Raw genomic sequence first — 25,677 nt, forward strand, 5'->3', positions numbered from 1 at the left:
TCGGGACGGTGGATAACCATTCAACGATAGCGCTTACGTCGGACCTCACGAGGTCGCACCGACTTCGGCGAGTATCGCTTGCAGGTCGCGTTGCCCATATGGAGTATCGGTTCAGTACGCTATGTGACAGTTTCGGGGGTCCACGGTGGTCGAAGACAGTCTTCGCACTGCTCTTTCGCTTGCCAAGAATGATGAGGTGACACACTTCGCGCAAGACAAGTTCAGCTCTCTTGCCCGGTCTGACCAGCGCAGATGGGCTGAGGTATATCTCAGGGGGTTGTTGCTTGGACACGGCCGCAAGTCTGTCCGAAGAATCGCCGAGGAGGTTCTTGAGCTACCGGTTTCGCAATCGCTCCAACAATTCATCAACCAAAGCCCGTGGGACTGGCGGGATGTTCGGTCAAAAATTGCCGAAGAGGTCGACGAACTGCTCCGGCCACGAGCCTGGGTGATCGCCGACACGACCATCCCGAAACGCGGTGACCATTCCGTCGGGGTCGAGCGCAGGTTCGTGCCGAGCGAGGGCCGCGCGATCAACTGCCAGATCGGCACGGGTCTCTTCCTGGCCGGCGAGGCGGCGGCCATCCCGGTCGACTGGCGCGTCCAGCTGAGCCGCCGGTGGACCGACGACCACCGCCGCCGGGACCGGGCCTACATCCCGGAGTCCGTGCGGGCGCAGCCGGACTGGCAGTACGCGCTCGACATGGTCGACGAGGTGGGCGAGTGGGGCATCCCGCGCGCCCCCGTGGTGGGCGACCTGCGGCACAGCGCCGGCGCCCACCGGCTGATGGCGAAGCTCGCCGAACTGGGGGGCGACTTCGTCTTCGAGGTGCCGGACACGCTGGAGGTGGTCCCCGGACCGCACCTCGCCGCCGTGCACACCGGCTACGGGCCGCACCGGGGCCCGAACGTGCTGCGGGCGCGGGACTGCCTGCGCGGCGCCGACATCAAGCACCGCCAGGTCGTCACCTGGTCGACCGGCGTGGACGGCAAGCACCGCGCCACGCAGGCGGTGTCGGTGCCCGTGCGGCTGCCCGCCGACCCGGGCCGCCGCGGCGGCCCGGCGCTCCAGCTCGTCGGCACCTCGCGGCAGGGCGGCCGGGCGAAGCTCTGGCTGACCAACCGCACCGACCTCCGCGCGGCGGAGGTGATGTCACTGGGGGCACTCGTCGAGCGCACCGCGTGCGACCTTCAAGACCTGAGGGCGCACTTCGGTCTCCTCGATTTCGAAGGCCGCTCGTACCGGGGCTGGCACCACCACATGACGCTCGTGTCGGCGGCCTACACCTTCGCCAAGCGCAGCGCGGTGCTCGCCCAGCGGGTGCGGCAGCCGTCCTGAGCGGTCGCGCGTGCCTCAACGACGAGGCACGCGCCGAGGGGGGACCCGGCGCGGCGTGCGGCGGCGCCGGGGTTCCCCGGGTTCCCCGGGTTGCCGGGTTCCCCGGGGTGCCGGGCTAGGTGCGCGTCTCCCGCGTCCGCCACAGCACCAGCACGAAGTACGGCGTGCCGATCAACGAGATCACCAGGCCCGCCGGGACCTGCGCGGGCGCGATGGCGGTGCGGCCGATCGTGTCCGCGACGCTCACCAGCACCGCGCCGAGCGCCGCCGCCACCGGCAGGACGCGCGCGTGCCGGCCGCCGACGACCGAGCGCGCCAGGTGCGGCGCGACGAGGCCCACGAAGCCGACCACGCCGATCGCGGACACCGCGGTGGCCGCCAGCACGCCCGACGCCACCAGGACCACCAGCCGCGACCGCTCCACCGGCAGGCCGAGCACGCGCGGCGTGTCGTCGTCGAGGCTGTGCAGGTCCAGCTCGCGGTGCCGCGCCCACAGCAGCGGCAGGAGCAGCGCCAGCGCCAGCAGGGTCGGCACGACCTGCTCCAGGGTGCGCCCGTAGGTCGAGCCCGACATCCAGGTCAGCGCCTTCGCCGTGTTCCACGGGTCGGAGGTGGTGATCAGCAGCGTGATCAGGGCCGTCCCGCCCGACCAGGACGCGATGCCGATGACCACCAACCGGTCCGGGTCGAGCCCCGACCGCCACGCCAGGCCGTAGACCAGCGCGAACGCCAGCGCCGCGCCCACCCCGGCGGCACCGGCGACCTGCCACGCCCCGGCCAGCGGCACCAGCGTGATCAGCGAGATGGCGCCCAGGCCCGCGCCCGCCGTGATGCCGAGCAGGCCGGGTTCGGCGAGCGGGTTGCGGCTCACCGACTGGGTGCCGCAGCCCGCCACGGCCAGCGCCGCGCCGGCCACCAGCGCCGCGAGCACCCGCGGCAGGCGCTGGTCCACCACGAACGTCAGCGCCGTCCCGGTGCGCCCGGACACCCAGTTCGCCAGGTCGCCCAGCAGCACGAGCCGGTCGCCGAGCATCAGCCCCACCACGGGCGCGGTCACCAGCAGCGCCGCGAGCACCACCCACGTCACGACCAGCCGGCGCGTCGACCCGGCCACGCCGACCCGACCGGCGGGCGCCTGCCGCGGCGTGCCGCTCGACCGGGCGCGCCGCGCCAACCACACCAGCACGACCGCGCCGAGGATCGTCGTGGTCACGCCGGTCGGCACCCGCACCGCCCCCGCCGAGCCCATCACGGCCCGCAGCAGCACGTCCGCGCCGAGCACGACCAGCACGCCCACCAGGCCCGACACCGGCAGCAGCAGCCGGTGCCGCCCCAACCCGGGCACGAACGGCACGAGCAGCCGCGTGATCACCGGCGCGCTCAGCCCGACGAACCCGACCGGCCCGGCCACGGTCACCGCCGCCGCCGTGAGCGCCACCGTCAGCAGCACCGCGCCGACGCGCGTGCGCCGCACCTTCAGCCCGAGCACGGTGGCGTTGTCGTCGCCCAGGGCGAGGACGTCGAGCGACTTGCCCATCGCGACCAGCGCCACCACGGCGACCACCACGACCGGCGTCACCTGCCCGGTGCCCTCCAGGTCGCTCACGGTCAGCGACCCGCTGCCCCAGCCGAACAGGCCGGACGTCTCCTGCTCGAACAGCAGCAGCAACAGGTACGTCGCCGAGTGGAGGGTCAGCGCGACCGCCGACCCGACGAGCACCAGGCGCGGGCTCGCGGACCCGCCGCCCGCCAGGCCCAGCACCACGACCGCCGCCGCGAGACCGCCGGCGAACGCCGCCGCGCCCGCGGGCAGCGCGGGCAGCGCCACCCCGAACGCCGCGATCGCCACCACGGCCAGGTGCGCCCCCGCGTTCACGGCGAGCGTGTCGGGCGAGGCCAGCGGGTTGCGCGCCACGGACTGCATGCCCGCGCCCGCGACGCCGAGGGCGACGCCGAGCAGCAGCGCGGTCAGCAGACGCGGCACGCGCGACCCCTCCAGCACGGCGAGGGTCTGCGCGTCCCCGTTCCCGACGAGGGCGGCGAGCACGTCGAGGACACCGGTCGACGACGTGCCCTGGGTGAGGTGGACGGCGGAGAGCGCGACGATGGCGGCCACGATCCCCGCCGTCGCGGCGGCGGTGCGCGGCATCAGCCGGCGAGCGCCTTCACGACCTGGTCGGCGACGCGCTCGACCGACTCGGGCCCGCCGAACGTCCACGTGCCCGGCTCCAGCTTGAACACCTTCCCCGAGGTGACGAACGGCAGCCGCTGCCACACCGGGTTCTGCGCGAGGCCGGTGGTGAACACGTCGTCCTCGGAGGCGCTGTAGAACAGCACGGTCCGCGGGTCGCCCAGCGCGGTCAGGCCCTCGACGTCGGTCTGCCCGAGGCCCCACTGGGCGTCGACCTCGCCGGTCCAGGCGTTGACCAGGCCCATCCGCTCGGCGACGTCGGAGACCAGCGAGCCCTTGCCGAACGGGCGGATGTTGACCGTGCTGCCCTTGAGCCAGCCGTCGGCCATGAGGAACGGCGTGCCCGCCAGGTCCTTCTGCGCGACGGCGGTCTTCCCCGCGTCGAGCGCGGCGTTCATCCCGGCGAGGAGTTCGTCGGCCTCGGCGTCCTTGCCCACGGCCTTGGCGACGATCCTGAGGTCGTCGCCCAGCCGGTCGAGGTTGCGGGCCGCGTCGCTGCCCTTGGTGACGACGACCGGGACGTACTCCTCCAGCCGGCCGGCGAGCGTCGCGTCGCGGCCCTCGGGCATCACCACGACGTCCGGGTCGAGCGCGACGATCGAGTCCACGCTGGGCTCGGCGCGCGTGCCGACGTCCTTCACCGAGTCGGCCAGCGGGACGGCGGCGTTCCACGTCTCGTAGCCGGCGGTGTCGGCGGCGCCGACCGGCATCACGCCCAGCGAGGCGAGCATCTCGGCCTCGGCCCACTCCAGGGCGACGACCTTCGCGGCGGGCGCCTCCAGCCGCACGGCCTTGCCGCGGGCGTCGGTCACGGTGACCGGTCCGCCGGCGCCGGTGGTGGGCGTGCTCCCGGCGGGTGCCTCGGTGGTGCCGCACGCGGACAGCAGCACGGCCGCCGTCACGAGGGCAGGGGTCAGCAGGCGCATGGCGCGTACCTCTTTCTCGGGGTGTTCAGGCGGGACGGGGCGTGTGCCGGCCGAGCGGGCGGCAGTGGACGGCTCCGGTGACGGGGTCCTCGGCGACGTGCACGGTGACGCCGTAGGCGCGGGAGAGGTGGTCGGTGGTCAGCACGTCGCGCACACCGCCGGCGGCGACCACCCGGCCCTCGGACAGCAGGACCACCTCGTCGGCGACGATCGCCGCGTGGTCGAGGTCGTGGAGCACCACGCCGACCGCGACGCCGTGGTCGTCGGCCAGGTCGCGCACCACGTCCAGCACCTCGACCTGGTAGCGCAGGTCCAGGTGGTTGGTGGGTTCGTCCAGCAGCAGCACGGAGGTCCGCTGCGCCAGGCAGGAGGCCAGCCAGACGCGCTGGAGCTCGCCGCCGGACAGCTCGTCCACGCCGCGCGCGGCCATCGCCGTGACGCCGGTCAGCTCCATGGCGCGGGTGATGGCGGCGTTGCCGTCGAGGTCGACGCCGCGCCAGCCGGACCGGTACGGGTAGCGCCCGTAGGAGACGACGTCGCGCACCGACACCCCGGACGGCGTGGGCCGCTGCTGCGTCAGCAGGGTGACGTTGCGGGCGAACTCCTTGCCGGACAGCGCGGAGTGCCCCCACACCGACCGCTCGCCCAGCAGGACGCGCCCGTCGCGCGGCTTGTGCAGGCGCGCGAGCGAGCGCAGCACGGTCGACTTGCCGGACCCGTTGGGCCCCACGAGCGCGGTCACCGCGCCCGCGCGCAGCTCCAGCGAGACCCCCTCCACGACCGCCCGGTCGTGGTGCGCGAGCACCAGCGACTCCCCGGCGAGCAGCGCGTCTCCCGTTGACATGAGGGGAGCCTAACCTAAGTTGAAGATCACCCGTACGGGCGTGATCCGCCGCACTTCCCGGGCCGTCCGGTGACAGCGGGCGATCAGGCCAGGGTCGGGCGCGGTCGCCTCACCGGCGGAAGTGGCGCCGCGTGTCGGCGGCCATCGAGGCGAACACCCGCGCGTTGACGGCACCGCCGAAGCGCAGGTTCGGCTCGTAGGCGAACGTCCACGTGAACCGGCACCCGCCGGGCGCCGGCTCGACCAGGTAGTCCTCGCCGAACCGGCGGAACACCGGCAGGTTCGCCGAGTCCACCGCGAACGACTGCCGCCGCCCCTCCTCCCAGCGGAAGAAGCGCTCGCGCAGCCGCAGGGCGCCCAGCACGGAGGCGCGCCGGGTCGTGCCGACGCCGAACGGGCGCGGCGAGGTGTACTCCACCGACGACAGCAGCCGGCACCACCACAGCGCGTTCGTCGCGGTCAGGCCGCGCCACACGCGCTCGGGCGACACCGGCAGGTCCAGCACGAAGACGTGGCGCTCCGGCGCCGTCCCGAAGAACTCCGCGTCGACCGGCTCCAAGTCAGGCACGCCGCCCAGTGTGCACCCGAACCCGAACGGACACCCGTCGTGCGGTGGATGACCACCGGGAGCACCACCGCGTTGGGCCACCCAGGGGACGGGTGCGCTCGAACGTGTGGATCAGTGCGCCGGGTCTTGGCCGCCGCCCCCCGGCACTGGTTGCGTACACCCCCGTACGCCCCGTCACGCCCCGCCCCGTGCCGCACGCCCCGTGCCGCCTGCCCCGCCGCACGCCCGCCCCGCCACACGCCACACACCGCCGAGAGGTGCGCCCCAGATGCCGCAGCCGTTCCAGTTGCCGGACTTCTACACGCCCCACCCGGCGCGGCTGAACCCCAACCTGGAGCGTGCGCGCGAGCACACGAAGGCGTGGGCGTACGAGATGGACATGATCGACGTCCCGCAGCACGGCGCGGTCGTCTGGACCGAGGACGACCTCGACTCCCACGACTACGCCCTGCTGTGCGCCTACACCCACCCGGACGCGTCGCCGGACGACTTGGACCTGGTCACCGACTGGTACGTGTGGGTCTTCTACTTCGACGACCACTTCGTCGAGCTGTACAAGCGCAACCCGGACGTGGCGGGCGCCAAGGCGTACCTCGACCGGCTGCCGCTGTTCATGCCGGTCGACGGCCCGATCACCGAGGAGCCGACCAACCCGGTCGAGAAGGGCCTCAAGGACCTCTGGGAGCGCACCGTCCCGGCCCACTCGGCCGACTGGCGCCGCCGGTTCGCGGACAACACGAAGCACCTGCTCGACGAGTCGATGTGGGAGCTGCTGAACATCTCCGAGGGCCGCCTGTCCAACCCGATCGAGTACATCGAGATGCGGCGCAAGGTCGGCGGCGCGCCGTGGTCCGCCAACCTGGTCGAGCACGTCACCGGCATGGAGGTCCCGGCCCGCATCGCGCTGTCGCGGCCGATGGGCGTCCTGCGCGACACCTTCTCCGACGCCGTGCACCTGCGCAACGACCTGTTCTCCTACGAGCGCGAGGTGCTCGACGAGGGCGAGCTGAGCAACGGCGTGCTGGTGCTGGAGAAGTTCCTCGACGTCCCCACTCAGGAGGCCGCCGAGGCGGTCAACGACCTGCTCACCTCCCGCCTGCACCAGTTCGAGCACACCGCCGTCACCGAGGTGCCGCCGCTGCTCGACGAGCACGGCGTCGACCCGGCGGGCCGCCTCGCGGTGCTCGCCTACGTCAAGGGCCTCCAGGACTGGCAGGCCGGCGGGCACGAGTGGCACGCCCGCTCCAGCCGCTACATGAACGAGGGCGCGGTCACCGCCTCCCCGGCGCTCGGCGGCCCCACCGGCCTGGGCACGTCCGCGCTGCGCTCGCTGCTGGCCACCGCGCCGCAGCGGCTGCGCGCCCACACCCGCCGGCCGTTCCAGGAGGTGCCGCCGCTGCCGAAGCCGGCCCTGGAGATGCCGTTCGAGCTGCGCGTCAACCCGCACTGGCGGGAGGCGCTGGAGCGCGGCGTGAGCTGGGCGCGCGACATGGGCGTGTTCGACGACGTGCCGCGGGTGTGGACCGAGGAGCGCTGCCGCGACATGGACCTCGCGCTGTGCTCGGCGGGCATCGACCCGGACGGCACGTTGGACGACATGGTGACCTCCGTGATGTGGCTGACGTTCGGCACCTACGGGGACGACCACTACCCGGCCGCGTTCGGCCGCACGCCCGACGTGGTCGCCGCCAAGGTCGTCACCGAGCGGCTGAAGCGGATGATGCCGCTGGAGGGCGTCGCGCCCGCCGCGGTGACGCCGCTGGAGCGCATGCTGGACTCGGTGTGGGTGCGCACCACGACCGGGATGCCGCCGGAGAGCAGGCGGCAGCTGCGCGAGTCCGTGGACGTCATGCTGGACAGCTGGCTGTGGGAGCTGAAGAACCAGCACGAGAACCGCGTGCCCGACCCGGTCGACTACATCGAGATGCGGCGGCGCACGTTCGGCTCGGACCTCACCATGAGCCTCGCCAGGTTCGGCCACGGCCGCCTGGTGCCGCCGGAGGTCTACCGGACGCGGGCGATCCGCAACATCGAGAACTCCGCCACCGACTACGCGATGCTCGTGAACGACCTCTACTCGTACCGCAAGGAGGTGCAGTACGAGGGGGAGGTGCACAACCTGGGCGTGGTGGTGGAGAACTTCCTGAACGTCGACCGCGACCGCGCGCGGCAGGTGGTGACGGACCTGGCCAACGCGCGCCTGAACCAGTTCCGGCACTCGGTCGAGCACGAGCTGCCGGCGTTGTTCGAGGAATTCGCCCTGGACCGGGAGGCGCGCCAGGCGCTCACCGCACACGCCCGCGAACTGGAGGACTGGATGGCGGGCATCCTGAACTGGCACGAGGCCGTGATCCGCTACCACGACGCCGACCTCCTCAAGCACCACGGTCAGCACAGCCACCACGGTCAGCACAGCCACCACGGCCAGCACAGCCAGTACAGCCAGCCACAGGGCATCACGATGGCCCTGCGCGGCCCAACGGGCCTGGGCACGGCCTCCACCCGCCTGCCGGCGCACAAGGGCTGACCAGCCAGGCAGGTAGCGGCGGACCAAAGGCGAGCAGCGAGTCAACGACACCGGGCGGCGAGCGGCAGCGGGCGGCGAGCGGCAGCGGGCAGCGGCGGGCAGCAGCGGGCGGGCCATCCCACCGCCCTACCCGCTGCCGCCCGCCGGTTTTCGCCGAACGCGCCGCAGCCAAGCCGCAGCCAAGCCGCAGCCAAGCCGCAGCCGGGTCGCAGTCGAGCCGAATCTCGCCTCGACCATCCGGGTGGCCGCGCCCAGTTCCCCCGTCCAGCCTCACCTTTCCCGCACACCAGCCAGTACCAGCACATTGTCGGTTTGTTGAACAATCCTCGCCGTGTAGTTGATCTTGCTGGCGGTGCTGGTCGCGGCGCGCGCCGAAGGTGTGTTGGATTGTTGAACAATCCTTATCGGTGGTTTATCCATCAGGTTCGAGCGCGGGCTCCGGGTGCCAGTTGTGCGCTCCAGTCATGTGCGCCAGTCAGGTGACGGATGCCCGGCCCGCCGAACGGCTCCTAGCGTCGGTACCACACCGACGGAGGAACCCATGCTCAAGCTCGCGATCATCATCGGCAGCACCCGGCGCGGCAGGTTCGCGCCGGTCGTGGCCACCTGGTTCGCCGACCGCGCCAAGCAGCGCGACGACCTGTCCGTCGACGTGCTGGACCTCGCCGACCTGAACCTGCCGGACACCCTGCACGGCTTCGGCGAGGAACCCGCGCCCGAGGTCGCCGCCGTGTCACCGCGCCTCGCCGAGGCCGATGCGTTCGTCATCGTCACCCCCGAGTACAACCACAGCTTCCCCGCACCGCTCAAGAGCGCCATCGACTGGCACTTCACCGAGTGGCAGGCCAAACCGGTCGGCTTCGTCTCCTACGGCGGCGTGGGCGGCGGGTTGCGCGCGGTCGAGCAGTTGCGGCAGGTCTTCGCCGAGCTGCACGCCGTCACGGTGCGCGATACGGTCAGCTTCCACGGCGCGTGGGCGCGGTTCGACGACGAGGGCGGTCCGCTCGACGCCGACGAGGTGAACAAGGCCGCGACCACCGTCCTCGACCAGCTCGTGTGGTGGGGAACGGCGCTCAAGGACGCCCGCGCCAAGCGACCGTACGGGGTCTGACGTGCGTGCCGTCCGCCTGCACGAGTTCGGCGACCCCGACCGCCTGCGCCTGGAGGAGGTCGACGACCCGTCGCCCGGTCCGGGGCAGGCGCGCATCGCGGTGCGCGCCGCGGGGGTGCACCTCGTGGACGCGGCGGTGCGGCGCGGCCTCACCGGGTGGATGCCGCTGCCGCACCTGCCGACCACGCCCGGCAGCGAGGTGGCCGGCGTGGTCGACGCGGTCGGCGCGGGCGTCGACGGCGCGTGGCTGGGCAGGCGCGTGGTCACCCAGCTCGGCCTCGCCAGCGGGGGGTACGCCGAGCTGGCCGTGCGCGAGGTCGACGCCCTGCACGTGGTGCCGGACGGGCTCGACCTCGCCGCCGCCGTCGCCATGATCTGCACCGGCAGCACGGCGGTCGGCGTCCTGGACGCGGCGGCGTTCGGCCCGGACGACGTGGTGCTGGTGACCGGCGCGGCCGGGGGAGTGGGCACGCTGCTCGTGCAGGGCGCGTCCCGCGCGGGTGCCGCGGTGGTCGGTCTGGCCGGGTGCGCGGAGAAGCGGCGGGCCGTGCTGCGGGCGGGGGCGGAGGCGGCGGTCGACTACCGGGCTGATGGGTGGCGCGACGAGGTGGTCGCGGCGTTGGGGGGACGGGAGGTGACGGCGGTGCTGGACGGCGTCGGCGGCGCGGAGGGGCGGGGCGCGCTCGACCTGCTCGCGCCGGGCGGGCGGCTGGTGATGTTCGGCGCGGCGTCGGGGGAGCTGCTGCGGGTGTCCACGGAGGACCTGTTCGCCCGGTCGCTGACGGCCACCGTCGCTGCCGGACCGCACGTGGCGCGCCGGGCGGGCGGCCTGCGGGTGTTGGAGGACCGCGCCCTGACGGCGGCGGCGACGGGCGCGCTCACCCCGGTGCTCCACCCGTTCCCGCTGGCGGGGGCCGCGCGGGCGCACGAGGCGCTGGAGGGCAGGCGGACGGTCGGCAAAGTCGTCCTGCTCCCGGACACCCCCGCCGCCGACCGCCCCGACCACGATCACCCCGCCGCCGACCACCCCACCCCCGCGCGCTCCGGCCCCGCCCGCCCTGACCGCGCCCACCCCGGCCCCGATCGCGCCGGTCCCGACCACGCCTGCCCCGATCGCGCCGGTCCCGACCACGCCTGCCCCGACCGCGTTGGCCCCGGCCCCGCTGACCCCGGCCCCGCTGACCCCGGCCCCGCTGACCCCGGCCCCGCTGACCCCGGCCCCGCTGACCCCGGCCCCGACCATCCCTGCCCCGGCCCCGGCCATCCCGGCCCCGGTCCAGACCGCGACCGCCCCGCCCACCCCGCCCTGCCCGACCGCGACCGCCGGCTAGGGTCGTGATCATGCCGTCCGAGGCGAACCGACCTGGGGCCGTCCTCCACGGCAGGTCCGCCGAACTCGCCGTCGTCGACCGCCTGCTGTCCGACGCGCGCTCCGGTCGCAGCGGTGTCCTCGTCGTGCGCGGCGAGGCGGGCATCGGCAAGTCGGCCCTCCTCGCCCACGCCGCCGCACGGGCGAGCACCGGCTTCCGCGTCCTGCGCGGCACGGCGGTCGAGTCCGAGTCGGTCGTCCCCTTCGCCGGCCTCAACCTCCTCCTCGGCCGGGCCGTGGAGCACGTCGACGCCCTGCCGCCCGCCCAGGCCACCGCGCTGCGCGGCGCGCTCGGCCTGGCCCCCGCCGACGGCGCCGACACCTACCTCGTCGGCCTGGCCGTCCTGACCCTGCTGGCCGACCTCGCCGAGGAGCGGCCCATGCTGTGCCTGGTGGACGACGCCCACTGGCTCGACGCGGGCTCGGCGCACGCGCTGGTGTTCGCCGCGCGCCGCCTGGAGGCCGAGGGCGTCGCGGTGGTCTTCGCGGCCCGCGACCTGCACGCCCCGCCGTTCCCCGCCCCCGGCCTGCCCGAGCTGCGGCTCACCGGCCTGGACGACCGCGCCGCCGCCGCGCTGCTCGACGAGCACGCCGCCGACCTGCCGCGCTACGTGCGCGAGCGGATCGCGGTCGAGGCGCGCGGCAACCCGTTGGCGCTGCTGGAACTGCCCGCCGCGCAACGGGAGGGGCACCTGCCCGCCGCGCACGCCCACCACGTCGCCGCCCTGCCCACGCACAGCCGCGTCCAGCAGGCGTTCGCCGACCGCATCGCCGCCCTCCCGGAGCGCACCCGCACGCTCCTGCTGGTGGCCGCGGCCGACGACACCGGCGACCCGGGCGTGGTGTTCCGGGCCGCGGGCCTGCTCGGCGCGTCCGTCGACGACCTCGAAGCCGCCGAGCAGCGCCAGCTCCTGCGCTCCGGCGACGGCGGGCTCGCCTTCCGCCACCCGCTGATCCGCGCCGCCGCCTACCGGGGCGCGCCGTTGGTCCGCAGGCTCGCCGTGCACCGCGCGCTGGCCGACGCCACTCGCGACGACCCGCACCGCCGCGCCTGGCACCTGGCGAGCGCCACCACCGGCCAGGACGAGGACGTGGCGCTCGCCCTGGCCCGCACCGCGGAGGACGCGCGGCGGCGCGGCGGGTTCAGCGCGGAGGCCGCCGCGCACCAGCGGGCCGCCGAGCTGACGCCGGACCCGGCGCAGCGGGGCCGCAGGCTGGTCGCGGCGGCGGGCGCGGCGGGGGCGGCGGGCCAGTTCGACCGGGCCTCGGCGCTCGCCGAACGCGCCTGGGACCTGCTGCGCGACCCCGTCGAGCTGGCCGGCGTCGCCCGCGTCCAGGCCAGGGTCGCGGCCGAGCAGGGCCGCCTGGGCGAGGCGTCGGCGACGCTGGCGCGGGCCGCGTCGTGCGCCGAGCGGCACGGCAACCCGGAGCTGGCGGGCGAACTGCTGTTCAACGCCGCGCAGAACGCGTGGGCGGCCCGGGACTTCGCGGCGGTCCGGGAGCTGGCGGAGCGCTCGACCGGCCTGCCCGGCGACCAGGACGTGCGGGCCACGGCCCGTGCCGCGCTGGGCCTGGAGGACGGTGACGTGCGGGGCGCGATGGCCGCGCTGCGCCACCTCGTCGGCTCGCCCCGCGCGGCGGGCGCGGGCAGCGCGGTGGTCGCCTGGTGGAACCTGGTCCTCGGCGATGACGGCGCGGCGATGACGTGGGCGCTGGAGCTGGAGCGCCGTTCGCGCACCGAGGGCGCGCTGGGCGTGCTGCCGCGCGCCCTGGCCTACCTGGCCCGCGGGCGCCTGCACCTCGGCCGGTACCGGGACGCGCGGGTGACCGCCGAGGAGGGGCTGCGGATCGCGGCGGACATCGGGCAGTCGTTCAGCGTCGGCTACCTGCTCAGCGTGCTCGGCGAGCTGGCCGCCGTGCAGGGGGACGAGGAGCGGTGCACCGACCTGGCGGCCCTGATGACCGGCGGCCCGCCCGCGTCGGTGCGGGCGGCGTGCGCGCTGGCCCTGCTCGACCTGGGCCTGGGGCGGCACGAGGCGGTGCTGGACCGGTTGGCGGAGGTGGCCGCGGGACGGCACCGGCTGTACGCGATCGGCAGCCTGCCGGACCTGGTGGAGGCGGCCGTGCGCGTCGGGCGGCCCGAGGTGGCGCGGGAGCCGGCGGACTGGTTCGCGCGCTGGGCGGAGGAGACCGGGCAGCCGTGGGCGCGGGCGGTCGCGCTGCGCTGCCGGGCCCTGCTCGACGACGACGAGCGGTGGTTCGCCGAGGCCGTCGAGCTGCACCGCGCGTCCGACGGTCACCCGTTCGAACGAGCGCGCACGGAGCTGCTGCACGGCGAGCGGCTGCGCCGCGCCCGCCGCCGGACCGACGCCAGGGTGCGCCTGCGCGCCGCCCTCGACCTGTTCGACCGCCTGGGCGCCGCGCCGTGGGCGGCCCGCGCCCGCGCCGAGCTGCGCGCCACCGGCGAGAGCCGCGCGCTGCCGGGACCGGACCCGCTGGGCGCGCTCACGCCGCAGGAGCTCCAGGTGGTGCGGCTGGCCGCCGAGGGCCTGAGCAACCGCGAGATCGGCGCGCAGCTGTTCCTGAGCCCCCGCACGGTCGGCTACCACCTCTACAAGGCGTACCCGAAGCTGGGCGTGGCCTCGCGCGTCGAGCTGGGCAGGCTGGACCTGACCGGGTGACGACCGGAACGGGCGGGACTTCACCCGTTCCGGTCGGTCAGCCCACGACCCTGGCGGCGGACACCGGCCGCCGGGCCACCGGGTACGTGCCCGCGGACGAGGTGTTCACGCTCCACCGGTAGCGGGTGAACGCGCCGGTCTCGTCCGAGGCGTAGAACATCATGTGCCCGTAGCCCGCGCCGTCGGTCCGCGCGCCCGCGTTGAAGATCCGGTTGTCCGGGTACCGCCGGTAGTTGCCGACCCCGTACAGGCCGTGCGGCTCGGACGTGCAGTCGACCACCTCGACCGCGTACTGCGTCTCGCCGGGGAAGTTCAGGCGGCGGGCGGGCGCGGTGTAGGCGCCCTTGAGCGCGCGGACCATCACCACGTGCCCGGTGTTGGTGTCCTGGTCGTTGCGGTAGTCCACCGCGATCAGGTCGCCCGGGCGCAGGTCCGCGACCCGGGTGACCCGCTCGAAGTGCGGCACGTCCCGTTCGGCGAACACCCGGCGGTAGTCGCGGGCGAACGGGCTGGCCAGGCCGAAGTGGGTGCGGAAGAACCGGCTCGTGGCCCACCGGTAGGTCCGCCTGAGCACCGCGGTCTGGAACGACGCGCACTGGCTGCGGTTCACCCAGTCCGAGGCGTCGCCGGGCGTGCCCCACCGGACCACGTTCGGCTGGTCCGGTTCCTTGTAGGTGTTGTTCGACAGCGGGCACGTGGGCAGCGACAGGTAGCCGACGAGCTGCTCGGCCTCCAGCAGGTGCGGTGTGGACGTCCGGTGTGGACCCCGACCGGGGAGCGCCACCGCCCCGGCGACGGCCGTCCCCCCGCGCGGCGTTCTGCCAGGCAGGTCCATCGTGCGACTCCCCCTTCGGCTCCCGGGCCCGCACACCGTAGTCGAAGGGGGGCCGCCGCACGGGGACGTCGGCGCCCGTGCACGCGTGCGTCAGCTGATGTACACCAGCATGACGGTGGTGAGGACCGAGCAGAACGCCAGCACCGTGGCGAACCCGGTCATGGCGGCGCCGGCGGAGAGGAGCAGTTTCGTCACGATGCCGAGCACCCGGCGCAGCATCCGGGCCAGGCCCAGCACCAGGGCCATCGCGGCCATCATGATCATCACGATTACCGGCGTGAACGAGGTGGTCCCGTCGGACTGGGCTAACGCGGCGAGCATGTTCATGGCAACCCCCGGATGGCTTCCTGGGTGAACTTCAGCTCTACTTACTGAAGTTTGATGAACCTCAGTAACTTGAGGGTAAGTCCAGCTGTACCCGGATGACAAGGCACTTTTAGGGTTTCCGGCTCGTCACTTTTTTCGGTGTGGTGTATGTTCTGCACTTCAGCCGCTATGCTGAAGTTTACTGAAGGGCGCGCAAACGTGGTCGTTCCGGGTGACCCCAGCTCGCTGGCCCAGCGCCTCAAGGCGTTGCGCAAAGCCGAGTGGCCCGAGGTGGGCATCACGCAGAGCGACCTCGCCACCGCGTTCAGCGCCGAGAAGCCGACGAGCGTGCCGCTGCTGTCCTCGTGGGAGAGCAGCTCGAAGCCGAAGGTGCCGCCGCTGTCGCGCCTGGCCGCCTACGCGACGTTCTTCGCCACCCGCCGCTCCGTCACCGCCCGCCCGTACCACCTGCTCCCGCTCGACGAGCTGACCGACGACGAACTGGCCCGCCGCGAGGAGCTGCTGGAGGAGCTGACCGACCTCCACAAGCGCACCGGGCAGGGCGGGACGCGGCCGGACGGCAAGGGCGACGGCGGGTTCTGGTACTTCGACGACCTGCACGACATCACCATCGTGGTCGCGCAACTGCCGGAGGCGATGCGGGCGCGGATGCCCTACGCCGACCCCACGCAGCCGGACCACGTCGAGCTCTACACCTACGCCGACCTGGACGCGCTGATCGAGCTGTACGGGCACATCCGGTCCGTCAACCCGAACAACCAGGTCAACTTCCGCACCGCGTCCAGCCTCACGCCCGACGACTACACCACGCACCTGGTGCTGCTGGGCGGGGTGGACTGGAACTCCGTCACCCGGGAGCTCCAGTACCGCCTGGACATGCCGATCACGCAGGTCGGCAGGCACGACGAGTCCGACGCGGGCGGGTTCGTGGTGCGCGGGCCGGGCGAGGCGGAACGGCTCTTCGCGCCGAAGCTCGGCGGCGGCCCCGGCCACGAGGAGCTCCAGGAGGACGTCGCGCACTTCTACCGCGGCGTCAACCCGTTCAACGCCAAGCGCACCGTGACCATCTGCAACGGCATGTACGGCCGGGGGACCCTCGGCGTCGTCCGCACGCTGACCGACATCCGGTTCCGCGACCGCAACACCCAGTACCTGGCGCAGCGCTTCGGGGACAGCGACTCCTACAGCGTCCTGACCCGGGTGTTCGTGGTCAACGGCCAGGTCGTCACCCCCGACTGGACCCAGTCGGCGTTCCGCCTGTTCGAATGGCCGGAGGGCCGGAGTTGACCGTCGCGACGTTCGCGCCCGTCAGGCACCACGAGTCCCACGGGAAGCTCTTGACCGCGGTGGACGCGGCCGACTGCCCGCCCGGGTCGGTCGACGCGGTCATCGTGCCCACGAACCGCCCGTCGTCCTACCTGGAGACCGCGATCGAGGTGGCCGCCCGGCTGCGCCGCCCGCTCGTGGTGCTCACCAGCGGCGGCGCGCGGCCCGAGCGCCTGGTGAAGGCCGCGCGCCTCCGGGGCGTCGAGCTGCTCGCCGTGGACGTGACCGCCCTGCCGCGCACCGCCCTGCCCCGGCTGGGCACCACCGAGGTGCTGCGCGACACCGAGTTCGAGCGCGGCACGGACACGAGCCTCAAGCGCAACCTCGGGCTGCTCGTCGCGCGCGCCGTCGGCTGGGAGCGGGTGGCGTTCCTGGACGACGACATCAAGGTGCCCGTCCCCGGTGACCTCGACGCGGCGGCCGGGCTGCTGTCGGCCGGGTACGCGGCGGTCGGCCTCGCCGTCGGCGGGTTCCCGGACAACTCGGTCGTCTGCCACGCCCACCGCGCCACCGGCGGCGCGCAGGACACGTTCATCGGCGGGGGAGCGCTCGTCATCGGCCGCGAGTCGATGTCGTCGTTCTTCCCGACGATCTACAACGAGGACTGGTTCTTCCTCCTCGGCGACGACGGCCTGCGCCCCTCCGCGATCACCGGGCGCGTCGTGCAGAAGCCCTACGACCCGTTCGCGAACGAGGCCCGTGCCCAGGTCGAGGAGTTCGGCGACTGCCTGGCCGAGGGCGTGTTCGCGCTGCTCGACGACGACGGCGGCCTCGACGCGGCGACCGACGAGGGCTACTGGTGGGAGTTCCAGCTCGGCCGGCTCGACTTCATCGACGGAATCCTGGACCGCGTCAAGGTCCGCGACTACGAGTCCATGCGGATGGAGATAGCCCTCCGCGCCGCCCGCAAGCGCTGCGAGGCCATCCCGCCGATGCTGTTCGTGCGGTACCTGAAGGCCCTCGCCCAAGACCGCCGCACGTGGGCCGCGCACGTCGCCACCTGCCCGGTGGACGCGACCGACCTGAGGGGCGCCCTGCCCGCCCTGGGGCTGGCCCGGCACGGCACGTACGTCGCCCCCTGACCCGGCCCCGGACCCAGTCCCGGACCCAGTCGCCCGATGGCCCGGCCCTCGCCCCCGCTCGCTCTGCCTCACCGCCCCGTCCGGCCCCGCCTCGCCCGCCCCGTCCACTCACTACGCCTCATCGCACGGCACTGCACCGCCCTGCCCGCCTTGCCTCCCACGAACGGCGGGCACGCACGGCAGGGCAAAGCGGGCCAAGGCGCCGGCGAGGCGGGGCAGGTGCCTTGCCGGGGCTCTCATGTGGCGGAACGCTCAGGTCGTGCCGCCGCTCGGCGATTAGGCTCGCCTGCTGGGACCGCGACGCGCAGGAGGCAGTGGATGACGAGCACCGATGGTCGGCACAAGTGGCTGACCGTCGCCGAGGAGCTGGCCGCCGGGTTGCGGGTGGACGCCGCCGAGCGCGATCGGTCGGGCGCCGAACCCGTGGCCGAGGTCGAGGCGCTCAGGCGGTCCGGGGTGCTGGGGGTGCGTGAGTGGATTGTTCAACAATCCATCACGAGGATTGTGGGTGCGGCGGATGCCAACATCGGGCACCTGCTCGGGTACCACTATCTTCAGGTGTGGCGGAGTGGATTGTTCAACAATCCGGCGTTTGACGCTGGGGACAATCTTTTCTGGGCCGGGGTCAGCAACCCGTTGGACGCGGCGCTCCAGCTGGAGCCGGTCGAGGGCGGGTTCCGGGTGAGCGGGCGCAAGACGTTCGCCACCGGGGCCTCGGTGGCCGATCGGCTGGTGGTGAGCGCGACCCGGACCGACAGCGGTGAGAAGCTGACGTTCACGGTCGACGCCAAGGCCGACGGCATCACGTACGCGGGCGACTGGGACAACATCGGCCAACGCCTCACCGCCAGCGGCGGCGTCGCGTTCGACCGGGTGTTCGTGCCCGCGGACCGGGTGCTGGGCAACCAGGACGCGGCCACCCCGCGCCTGTCCCTGGCCGCGCTCGGCTTCCAGCTCGTCCTCGCCCAGCTGTACGTGGCCATGGCCGAGGGCGCCCTCGCCGAAGCCGCCCGCTACACCCGCACCACCACCCGCCCCTGGTTCCTCAGCGGTGTCGACAAGGCGACCGACGACCCGTACGTCCTCGCCGCCTACGGCGAGCTGGTCGCCGACACCCGCGCCGCCGGGCTCCTCGCCGACCACGCCTCCGCCCTGCTGCACGCGGCCTCCGAGCGCGGCACCGACCTCACCGCCGACGAACGCGCCGACACCGCCGTCGCGATCTCCGCGGCCAAGGTCGTGGCCACCCGCACCGCCAACACCACCACCAGCCGCGTGTTCGAGCTGTGCGGCGCCCGCGCCACCGCCGCCGGCTACGCCTTCGACCGCTTCTGGCGCAACGCCCGCACCCTCACCCTGCACGACCCGGTGGCGTACAAGGCCCGCGAGGTCGGCGCGCACTTCCTCACCGGCGAGCAGCCGCCGTTCACCGGGTACAGCTGATGGAACCGCTCCTGGCGCGCAGCGTGCGCCTCGACGACGACGGCGTGCACGTCCTCGACCGGCGCAACTTCCCGTTCGAGCGCACCTGGGTCCGCTGCACGACGGTCGCCGAGGTCGCGAAGGCCATCGAGGACATGGTCACCCAGTCCTCCGGCCCGTACTTCGCCGCCCTGTGGGGCATGGTGCTCGCCGCCCGCGAGGCCCGCGGCCTGCCGCGCGACGAGGCCCGCGAGCAGCTGGCCAGGGCCGGGCGGCTCCTCGTCGAGACCCGCCGGACCAACAACCACCTGCGCAAGGCCGTCGCCGCCGTCCTGGCGGGCGTGGACGCGCACGACGACCTCGAAGCCGGGGCGCTCGCGGGCGCGCGGGCCGGCGACGAGCGCTACCGGTCGCGCAGCCGCGCCCTGGGCCGGCACACCGCCGCCCTGCTGCCCGACGAGGGCGCGGTGCTCACCCACTGCTGGGCCGACCTGTACCTGACCGAGACCGTCACCGCCGCCCGGGCGCTCGGCAAGCGCCTGCGGTTCGTCTGCACGGAGACCCGCCCGTACCTCCAGGGCGCCCGCCTCACCGCGGAGACCCTGGGCGAGATGGGCGTCGACACCACCCTGATCACCGACGGCATGGGCGCTGCCGTGATGTCCACCGGCGACGTCGACGTCCTGCTCACCGCCGCCGACCGGGTCACCATGGACGGGCACGTGGTGAACAAGGTCGGCACGCTCGGCCTCGCCGTCGCCGCGCACGCGTTCGACGTGCCGTTCCTCGCCATGGTGCAGGCCCCGGACCGGCTCGCCCCCACCAGGGACGACGTGCCGATCGAGCACCGCCCCGGCGACGACGTGCTGCACACCCTGGGCCGCCGCACGGCCACCGACAAGGCGCGCGGGCTCTACCCGGCGTTCGACGTCACCCCGCCGCGGTTCGTGACGAGCGTGGTGACCGACCGCGGTGCGTACCCTCCCGGTCGGCTGGCCGATTACTACAGCGAGGACGTTCATGACTGAGTGGGTTGTGCTGGACATCGAGGGCACGCTCAGTGCCACCGACCAGGTCCTGGTGACCCTGTACGACTACGCGCGGCCCCGGCTCGGCCCGTGGATCGACGAGCACGGCGACGACCCGGTCGTGCGCGAGGCCGTGGCGCAGGTCCGCGAGCTGTCCGGGGTGGACGGCGGCACGGACGAGCTGGTCGCCGTCCTGCACGGCTGGATGGACGCCGACCGGAAGGTCACGCCGCTCAAGACGCTGCAGGGCTTGATCTGGCAGCGCGGCTACGCCGAGGGCGACCTCGTCGCCGAGTTCTTCCCGGACGTCGTGCCCGCCCTGCGGAAGTGGCACGGGGACGGCGTGAAGCTCGCCGTGTTCTCGTCCGGCTCGGTCGCCGGGCAGGTCGCGTTCTTCCGCCACACCACCGACGGCGACCTCACCGCGCTGTTCGAGCACCACTTCGACACGGTCAACGCCGGGCCGAAGCGCGAGGCGTCCTCCTACCTGAAGATCGCGTCCGTGCTCGGCGCGGAGGACCCCGGCACGATCACCTTCTACTCCGACGTGCCCGCCGAGCTGCACGCCGCCGCCGAGGCCGGGTGGCGGACCGTCGGCGTGGCGCGCGAGGGCGAGCCGCACGCCGGTTCCGACTTCGGTCCACACCGGACCGCGGCCGCGCTGTGACGGCGCACGGGGTCCACGGGTCCGTCGTCCGGGCGGCCGGGGAGGCGCTGGCCGCCGAGTGCGCCCGCTTCACCGCGATGGGGTGGATGCGCGGCACGTCCGGCAACCTGTCGGTGGTCGTGGGCCGCGACCCGCTGACCCTCGCGGTGACCGTCAGCGGCAAGGACAAGGGCGAGCTGACCGCCGACGACGTGGTGCTCGTCGACGCGGACGGCCGTACCGGGGACCCGGTGCGGGTGCCGTCCGCCGAGGCCGGCCTGCACGGCCGGATCGCGGCCGTCTCCGGCGCGGGCGCGGTCGTCCACGTGCACGCGCTGGCCCCCGTCGTGGCCGCCGAGCGGTGGCCCGGCGGCGTCGAGCTGCGCGACCTGGAGATGCTCAAGGGCTTCGGCCGGCGCGCGCACGACGACCTGGTCACCATCCCGGTGGTGCCGAACAGCCAGGACATGGAGGTCCTCGGCGACGCGTTCGAGGCCGGGTTCCGCGCCGACGTGCCCGCCTTGCTCGTGGCGCGGCACGGGGTGTACGTGTGGGGCGACGACCTGCGCCAGGCGCGGCACCGGCTGGAGTGCCTGGAGTGGCTGCTGCGCTTCGAGGTCGAGACAGGAGGCGTGCGATGACGTTGCTGACCGTGTGGCCGGACACCGATCCCGAGAACCCGGTGGTCCGCACCTCCGACCCGGTGGAGATCGCCGACCACCTCAAGCAGATCGGCGTCCGCTACGAGCGGTGGCCGGTCGTGCCCGGCGTCACCCGGGAGAACGCCCTGGAGGTGTACGCCGACCAGGTCGCCCGTGTCACCGAGAGTGAGGGTTACGTCCTGGTCGACGCCATGGAGATGGCCCCCTCGGACGACCCGGCGTGGCTGGAGGAGGCCGGGCGGGCCCGGCTGAAGTTCCTCGCCGAGCACACCCACGACGACGACGAGGACCGGTTCTTCGCGCGCGGCGCCGGCGTGTTCTACCTGCACGTCGACGGCCGGGTGCACGGCGTGCTGTGCGAGGAGGGCGACCTGCTCAGCGTCCCGGAGAACACCACCCACTGGTTCGACATGGGCACCCGGCCCGACTACGTGTCGATCCGGTTCTTCCACGACGACGACGGCTGGGTCGGCAACTTCACCGGCAGCGACATCGCGACGTCCTTCCCGACGTTCGACGCGCTCATGGCGGGTCACCGAGCGAGCTGAGCTCGGCGGTCGCGTTGGCCCTGGCGCGCGCCTCCCACCGGTCGCGCGCCCGCGCCGTCGCGTAGAGCGGGTCGCGGTCCAGCAGCGACCGCAGCACCCGGGCCCGCCCCGCGCGCCAGCCCGCGTCGTCCACGTGCGCGTACTCGGCCCGGACCGCCGCCCGGTAGCGCTCGTAGTCGTCCGGTGCCGAGCCGAGGACCGCCAGGTCGGCGTCCAGGAGCAGGCGGGTCAGGTCGTCGTCCGAGGCGTGGTCGGTGGTGGCGAGCACGATGCCCGCCACCCGGTCCGCCTCGGGCAGCCCCGCGAGGCGCCCGCGCGCCCACTCCGCGCTGCGCCGCTCGTCCCGGCCGGGCACGCCGTCGTAGACCACGTCGTGCGCCAGGGCGGCGAGGGTGAGCACGGCCCGTTCCCGGTCGGTGCGGTCGCGGGCCAGGTCCAGCACGTCGCGGACGACGGCCAGCACGTGCGCCGCGCCGTGGTAGGAGCGGTGCGGCTCGGCGTACCGCCCGTCCAGGTCCACATCCAGGTCAGGGGTCGCGGGCCGGTCCGCGCCGCCCAGCACCCGCACGGCGTCCCGCCACAGCGTCGCCAGCTCACCCACCAGGCACCCCCGAGGTGACGGCCGCGCCGCCCCCCGGCGCGGCTCCCGCGCGGATCGTGCCACCCGACCGGGACCGGTGGAGGTCCAGCGCCCGCGACCAGCAGACCGCGAACAGCCGCCGCAGGTCCGTCCAGAACCCCAGGTCGTCGGCCGGGTAGGGGATCGTCCCGGCGAACGAGGTGCTCAGGTCCGCGCACGCCACGTCCCACCCGACCGGTCCGCGCCAGGTGTCCTCGAAGTCGTTCCACACCGGCCCGGACGCGGTGACCAGCACGTTGCGCGGGTGCGCGTCGCCGTGCAGGGCCTGCGCCGGCGTCGACGGCCACCGCGCGACCAGCCCCGCCAGCTCCTCGACCAGCCCGGCGGGCCGGCCCAGCACGTCCAGCACGCGGCCCAGGTCCGCCGCCGGCCACCGCTCGGGCAGCGGGCCGGGGTAGTACCGCAGCTCGCCGTGCAGCTCCGCCAGGGCCGTCGCGAACGACGCCGGGTCGAGCAGCGCGCCCGGCTCGTGCGGCACGTGCCGGGCGAACGCGACCACCAGCCCGTCGTGCCGCACCACGCCGGGCTCGACGGGCTCGACCACCGGCACGCCGCGTTCGGCGAGGAAGCGGCTCACCGCGTCTGCCCGCCGGAAGTGCCCGAACACGTCCGGGCGAACGGTCGCCGTCGCCGCCGCGACCCGGGCGACCACCGGGGCCGGCCGCAGGTGCACGAGCAGGTTGCTGCCGCGCCGCAGCACGACCGGGTCGTCGCACGGCAGCCCCAGCCGCCCGGCCAGGACCCGGAGCCGCGCCAGTGCCGAGTCGGTGCCCATGAGCGATGTTCGCACGCCCGCCACCTGCGGTGCAGCGGATTCGTGGCACCGGGTACCGCTGCCGTTACCGACCGCAGGTAACGAATCGATCGCGCATCGAAGCGCGCGGGCGGTGGCGAGCGATTCCACTGTTGGGAGCAGTTCCCGGCGCCGATCAGCTCGCCTAGTCGTGCGGAGCGTGTGCGATGCACCTGACAACCCGCGTCCTCAGCGGAGCGGCACTCCTGCTCGCCCTCGGACTGGCCGGCGGCCCCGCCGCGCTGGCCGACCCCGAGGGCGGCGCGCCGGTGTCCGCCGGTCAGACCGAGGACCAGACCCCCACCTCCGAACCCGGGTCCGAACTCGACCCGCCGACGTCCGAACCCGGGTCGGGGCCACCGGTGCCCGACCTGCCGACGTCCGAGCCGGGCGGAGACCTGCTGGAGCAGTCCCCGGCGGGCTCGGGCACGATCGAGCCGGGCGGCACCCTCGCGCCGCCCCCACCGCCGACCGTCGTGTCCGGTGACAGACCCGTGACCAGCCCGAACGCGTCGGCCGGCGGCACGTCGCCCAGCCTGCGCGCCGCCGCGCGGCCGACCACCCCGACGCCGGCCCTGACGACCACGCCGAAGGCCGCGGCCCCGGTCGCCGGCGCCCCGCCGGCCGGTCCGCGCGCCGGGGTCCGCGGGTCCGCGCCCCTCGCCCGCACCGGGGCCGACGCGGTCCCGCCGCTGCTGGCGTCCCTGGTCCTGATCGGCGCGGGAACGGCCCTGGTGGTCGCCGCCCGCCCCCGTCGCCGGTCCTGACCCGCCCGTCCCGGTCCCGACCCGCCGGGGTACCCGGAACCGGGTCCGCCACACCGGCGGGCCCGGTCCCGGCGCACCGCCCCGGCCTGCCCGCGCTTGTGACCTGCGCTACCTGACGTGATCCAGCAGCCGGCCCAACCAAGCCCCCTCCGACCACGCCGTCTACGATCCGGGGAGCCGGTGGCGCTGCCCGCCGGCCAAGCCAGTACCAGACAGTGCAGGAGGCACCGTGACGGCCGTAGCCCCGCAGCCGATCGCTACGCGGCCCTTCGGGACTCGCAAGGCGGTCAAGGGTTCGTTCCTGCTGCGGATGTTCCGCACCACGGACCACAAGCAGATCGGGATCATGTACCTGGTCACCTCGTTCGCCTTCTTCATGGTGGGCGGCGCGATGGCCATGCTGATGAGGACCGAGCTGGCGCGCCCGGGTATGCAGTTCCTGTCCAGCGAGCAGTACAACCAGCTGTTCACCATGCACGGCACGGTGATGCTGCTGCTCTACGCGACCCCGATCGTGTTCGGCTTCGCCAACTTCATCCTGCCGCTCCAGATCGGCTCGCCCGACGTGGCGTTCCCGCGGCTCAACGCGTTCTCGTACTGGCTGTACCTGTTCGGCGGCCTGATCGTCATGGCGGGCTTCATCACGCCGGGCGGCGCGGCCGACTTCGGCTGGTTCGCCTACACGCCGCTGTCGAACGCCATCCACTCGCCCGGCGCCGGCGCCGACCTGTGGATCTCCGGCCTGGTCGTCGGTGGTCTCGGCACCATCCTCGGCGCGGTCAACATGATCACCACCGTGGTCTGCCTCCGGGCGCCCGGCATGACCATGTTCCGGATGCCGATCTTCACCTGGAACATCCTGGTGACCTCGGTGCTCGTGCTGCTGGCGTTCCCGATCCTGACCGCCGCGCTGCTGGGCCTGCTGGCCGACCGGCACCTGGGCGCCCACGTGTTCGACCCCGCCAACGGCGGCGTGATCCTGTGGCAGCACCTGTTCTGGTTCTTCGGCCACCCCGAGGTCTACATCGTCGCGCTGCCGTTCTTCGGCATCGTGTCGGAGATCTTCCCGGTGTTCAGCCGCAAGCCGATCTTCGGCTACAACGGCCTGGTCTACGCGACGCTCGGCATCGCGGCCCTCTCGGTCGCCGTGTGGGCGCACCACATGTACGCCACCGGCGCCGTGCTGCTGCCGTTCTTCGCGTTCATGACGTTCCTCATCGCCGTGCCGACCGGCATCAAGTTCTTCAACTGGATCGGCACGATGTGGAAGGGGCAGCTGACGTTCGAGACGCCCATGCTGTTCAGCATCGGCTTCATCGTCACGTTCCTCTTCGGCGGCCTGTCCGGCATCCTGCTGGCCGCCCCGGCCATCGACTTCCACGTGTCGGACACGTACTTCGTGGTCGCGCACTTCCACTACGTGCTCTACGGCACGATCGTGTTCGCCACGTTCGCGGGCATCTACTTCTGGTTCCCGAAGATCACCGGCCGGATGATGGACGAGCCCCTGGGCAAGCTCCACTTCTGGCTGACGTTCCTCGGCTTCCACGCCACGTTCCTGGTGCAGCACTGGCTGGGCAACGAGGGCATGCCGCGCCGGTACGCGGACTACCTGGCGTCCGACGGCTTCACCGCGCTGAACATGATCTCCACGGTCGGCGCGTACGTGCTGGGCGCCTCGACGCTGCCGTTCATCTGGAACGTGTTCAAGTCCTACCGGTACGGCGAGACCGTGCACGTGGACGACCCGTGGGGCTTCGGCAACTCGCTGGAGTGGGCGACCTCCTGCCCGCCGCCGCGGCACAACTTCACCGAGCTGCCCCGCATCCGCTCGGCCCGCCCGGCGTTCGAGCTGCACTACCCGCACATGATCGAGCGCATCCACGACGAGGCGCACGTGACGTTCACGGGCAAGGCGATCCCGCACGAGAAGGCCCCGAAGGCGCCGTCGGAGAAGGCCGCGCAGGCCGTCCAGTCGGGTACCGCCTCCGAGGGCACCGAGGGCGACCACAAGTAACCTGGGCGCAGGTTCAACGGCGAGCCCC

General features: G+C 73.6%; 22 protein-coding genes. 14 read left to right on the forward strand and 8 right to left on the reverse strand.

The window, feature by feature from the left end; genetic code table 11:
* The first annotated feature begins 145 nt into the window (after positions 1-145).
* The gene (locus tag ACRAKJ_RS05270; RefSeq protein ID WP_438924566.1) at positions 146-1,339 is read left to right on the forward strand and encodes an IS701 family transposase; all 1,194 of its coding nucleotides are present in this window, start codon (positions 146-148) and stop codon (positions 1,337-1,339) included.
* A 115-nt stretch (positions 1,340-1,454) separates the two neighbouring features.
* Here ACRAKJ_RS05270 and ACRAKJ_RS05275 read toward each other — a convergent pair whose 3' ends face one another.
* The 4 genes from ACRAKJ_RS05275 to ACRAKJ_RS05290 form a co-directional block, all read right to left on the reverse strand.
* The gene (locus ACRAKJ_RS05275; RefSeq protein WP_438924565.1) at positions 1,455-3,488 is read right to left on the reverse strand and encodes a Fe(3+)-hydroxamate ABC transporter permease FhuB; all 2,034 of its coding nucleotides are present in this window, start codon (positions 3,486-3,488) and stop codon (positions 1,455-1,457) included.
* The gene (locus ACRAKJ_RS05280) at positions 3,488-4,456 is read right to left on the reverse strand and encodes an ABC transporter substrate-binding protein (RefSeq protein WP_438924564.1); all 969 of its coding nucleotides are present in this window, start codon (positions 4,454-4,456) and stop codon (positions 3,488-3,490) included. Before ACRAKJ_RS05280 ends, ACRAKJ_RS05275 begins: the two co-directional genes overlap by 1 nt.
* Positions 4,457-4,481: 25 nt before the next feature.
* Positions 4,482-5,300: an ATP-binding cassette domain-containing protein gene (locus ACRAKJ_RS05285; protein ID WP_438924563.1), complete on the reverse strand. Its 819-nt coding sequence runs from the start codon at positions 5,298-5,300 to the stop codon at positions 4,482-4,484.
* Between the two features lie 109 nt (positions 5,301-5,409).
* Positions 5,410-5,868, reverse strand: coding sequence for an SRPBCC family protein (locus ACRAKJ_RS05290; protein ID WP_438924562.1), 459 nt, complete (start codon positions 5,866-5,868; stop codon positions 5,410-5,412).
* A 268-nt stretch (positions 5,869-6,136) separates the two neighbouring features.
* On the opposite strand from ACRAKJ_RS05290, the gene ACRAKJ_RS05295 reads away from it, so the two are divergent.
* The 4 genes from ACRAKJ_RS05295 to ACRAKJ_RS05310 all read left to right on the forward strand — a co-directional run bounded on the left by ACRAKJ_RS05295 (position 6,137) and on the right by ACRAKJ_RS05310 (position 13,556).
* Positions 6,137-8,395, forward strand: coding sequence for a terpene synthase family protein (locus ACRAKJ_RS05295; protein WP_438924561.1), 2,259 nt, complete (start codon positions 6,137-6,139; stop codon positions 8,393-8,395).
* A 541-nt stretch (positions 8,396-8,936) separates the two neighbouring features.
* Positions 8,937-9,506, forward strand: a complete 570-nt coding sequence (locus tag ACRAKJ_RS05300; RefSeq protein ID WP_438924560.1) for an NAD(P)H-dependent oxidoreductase — start codon at positions 8,937-8,939, stop codon at positions 9,504-9,506.
* Between the two features lies 1 nt (position 9,507).
* On the forward strand, positions 9,508-10,845 hold the full coding sequence (locus tag ACRAKJ_RS05305; protein WP_438924559.1) for a zinc-binding dehydrogenase: 1,338 nt from the start codon (positions 9,508-9,510) through the stop codon (positions 10,843-10,845).
* A 2-nt stretch (positions 10,846-10,847) separates the two neighbouring features.
* Positions 10,848-13,556, forward strand: coding sequence for an AAA family ATPase (locus ACRAKJ_RS05310; RefSeq protein ID WP_438924558.1), 2,709 nt, complete (start codon positions 10,848-10,850; stop codon positions 13,554-13,556).
* A gap of 37 nt (positions 13,557-13,593) precedes the next feature.
* Here ACRAKJ_RS05310 and ACRAKJ_RS05315 read toward each other — a convergent pair whose 3' ends face one another.
* Together ACRAKJ_RS05315 and ACRAKJ_RS05320 are read right to left on the reverse strand one after the other, a co-directional pair.
* The gene (locus ACRAKJ_RS05315) at positions 13,594-14,391 is read right to left on the reverse strand and encodes a hypothetical protein (protein ID WP_438924557.1); all 798 of its coding nucleotides are present in this window, start codon (positions 14,389-14,391) and stop codon (positions 13,594-13,596) included.
* Positions 14,392-14,481: 90 nt separating this feature from the next.
* The gene (locus ACRAKJ_RS05320) at positions 14,482-14,712 is read right to left on the reverse strand and encodes a hypothetical protein (RefSeq protein ID WP_438924556.1); all 231 of its coding nucleotides are present in this window, start codon (positions 14,710-14,712) and stop codon (positions 14,482-14,484) included.
* 204 nt (positions 14,713-14,916) lie between these two features.
* On the opposite strand from ACRAKJ_RS05320, the gene ACRAKJ_RS05325 reads away from it, so the two are divergent.
* The 7 genes from ACRAKJ_RS05325 to ACRAKJ_RS05355 all read left to right on the forward strand — a co-directional run bounded on the left by ACRAKJ_RS05325 (position 14,917) and on the right by ACRAKJ_RS05355 (position 21,432).
* Positions 14,917-16,005 carry an XRE family transcriptional regulator gene (locus ACRAKJ_RS05325; RefSeq protein WP_438924555.1) on the forward strand — a complete coding sequence of 363 codons (1,089 nt, stop codon included), beginning with the start codon at positions 14,917-14,919 and terminating at the stop codon, positions 16,003-16,005.
* On the forward strand, positions 16,002-17,126 hold the full coding sequence (locus tag ACRAKJ_RS05330) for a hypothetical protein (RefSeq protein ID WP_447008887.1): 1,125 nt from the start codon (positions 16,002-16,004) through the stop codon (positions 17,124-17,126). Before ACRAKJ_RS05325 ends, ACRAKJ_RS05330 begins: the two co-directional genes overlap by 4 nt.
* Positions 17,127-17,444: 318 nt before the next feature.
* Positions 17,445-18,569 carry an acyl-CoA dehydrogenase family protein gene (locus ACRAKJ_RS05335; RefSeq protein WP_438925937.1) on the forward strand — a complete coding sequence of 375 codons (1,125 nt, stop codon included), beginning with the start codon at positions 17,445-17,447 and terminating at the stop codon, positions 18,567-18,569.
* Complete coding sequence (locus tag ACRAKJ_RS05340; RefSeq protein WP_438925936.1) at positions 18,569-19,576, forward strand: s-methyl-5-thioribose-1-phosphate isomerase; 1,008 nt, start codon at positions 18,569-18,571, stop codon at positions 19,574-19,576. Before ACRAKJ_RS05335 ends, ACRAKJ_RS05340 begins: the two co-directional genes overlap by 1 nt.
* Entirely contained in the window at positions 19,569-20,243 is a 675-nt protein-coding gene (gene mtnC, locus ACRAKJ_RS05345) for an acireductone synthase (RefSeq protein WP_438925935.1), read from the forward strand. The genes ACRAKJ_RS05340 and mtnC overlap by 8 nt, the downstream gene beginning before the upstream one ends.
* Complete coding sequence (mtnB, locus tag ACRAKJ_RS05350) at positions 20,240-20,863, forward strand: methylthioribulose 1-phosphate dehydratase (protein WP_438925934.1); 624 nt, start codon at positions 20,240-20,242, stop codon at positions 20,861-20,863. Before mtnC ends, mtnB begins: the two co-directional genes overlap by 4 nt.
* The gene (locus ACRAKJ_RS05355; RefSeq protein WP_438925933.1) at positions 20,860-21,432 is read left to right on the forward strand and encodes a 1,2-dihydroxy-3-keto-5-methylthiopentene dioxygenase; all 573 of its coding nucleotides are present in this window, start codon (positions 20,860-20,862) and stop codon (positions 21,430-21,432) included. The genes mtnB and ACRAKJ_RS05355 overlap by 4 nt, the downstream gene beginning before the upstream one ends.
* Here ACRAKJ_RS05355 and ACRAKJ_RS05360 read toward each other — a convergent pair.
* Positions 21,407-22,033 carry an HD domain-containing protein gene (locus tag ACRAKJ_RS05360; protein ID WP_438925932.1) on the reverse strand — a complete coding sequence of 209 codons (627 nt, stop codon included), beginning with the start codon at positions 22,031-22,033 and terminating at the stop codon, positions 21,407-21,409. The genes ACRAKJ_RS05355 and ACRAKJ_RS05360 overlap by 26 nt on opposite strands.
* Positions 22,026-22,862, reverse strand: coding sequence for a phosphotransferase family protein (locus ACRAKJ_RS05365; protein ID WP_438925931.1), 837 nt, complete (start codon positions 22,860-22,862; stop codon positions 22,026-22,028). The genes ACRAKJ_RS05360 and ACRAKJ_RS05365 overlap by 8 nt, the downstream gene beginning before the upstream one ends.
* Positions 22,863-23,032: 170 nt before the next feature.
* Here ACRAKJ_RS05365 and ACRAKJ_RS05370 point away from each other — a divergent pair, with 170 nt between their 5' ends.
* Entirely contained in the window at positions 23,033-23,632 is a 600-nt protein-coding gene (locus tag ACRAKJ_RS05370) for a hypothetical protein (protein ID WP_438925930.1), read from the forward strand.
* A 229-nt stretch (positions 23,633-23,861) separates the two neighbouring features.
* The gene (ctaD, locus tag ACRAKJ_RS05375) at positions 23,862-25,649 is read left to right on the forward strand and encodes an aa3-type cytochrome oxidase subunit I (RefSeq protein ID WP_438925929.1); all 1,788 of its coding nucleotides are present in this window, start codon (positions 23,862-23,864) and stop codon (positions 25,647-25,649) included.
* The last annotated feature ends 28 nt before the right edge of the window (positions 25,650-25,677 follow it).

The sequence above is a fragment of the Saccharothrix sp. DSM 118769 genome (assembly GCF_052936295.1).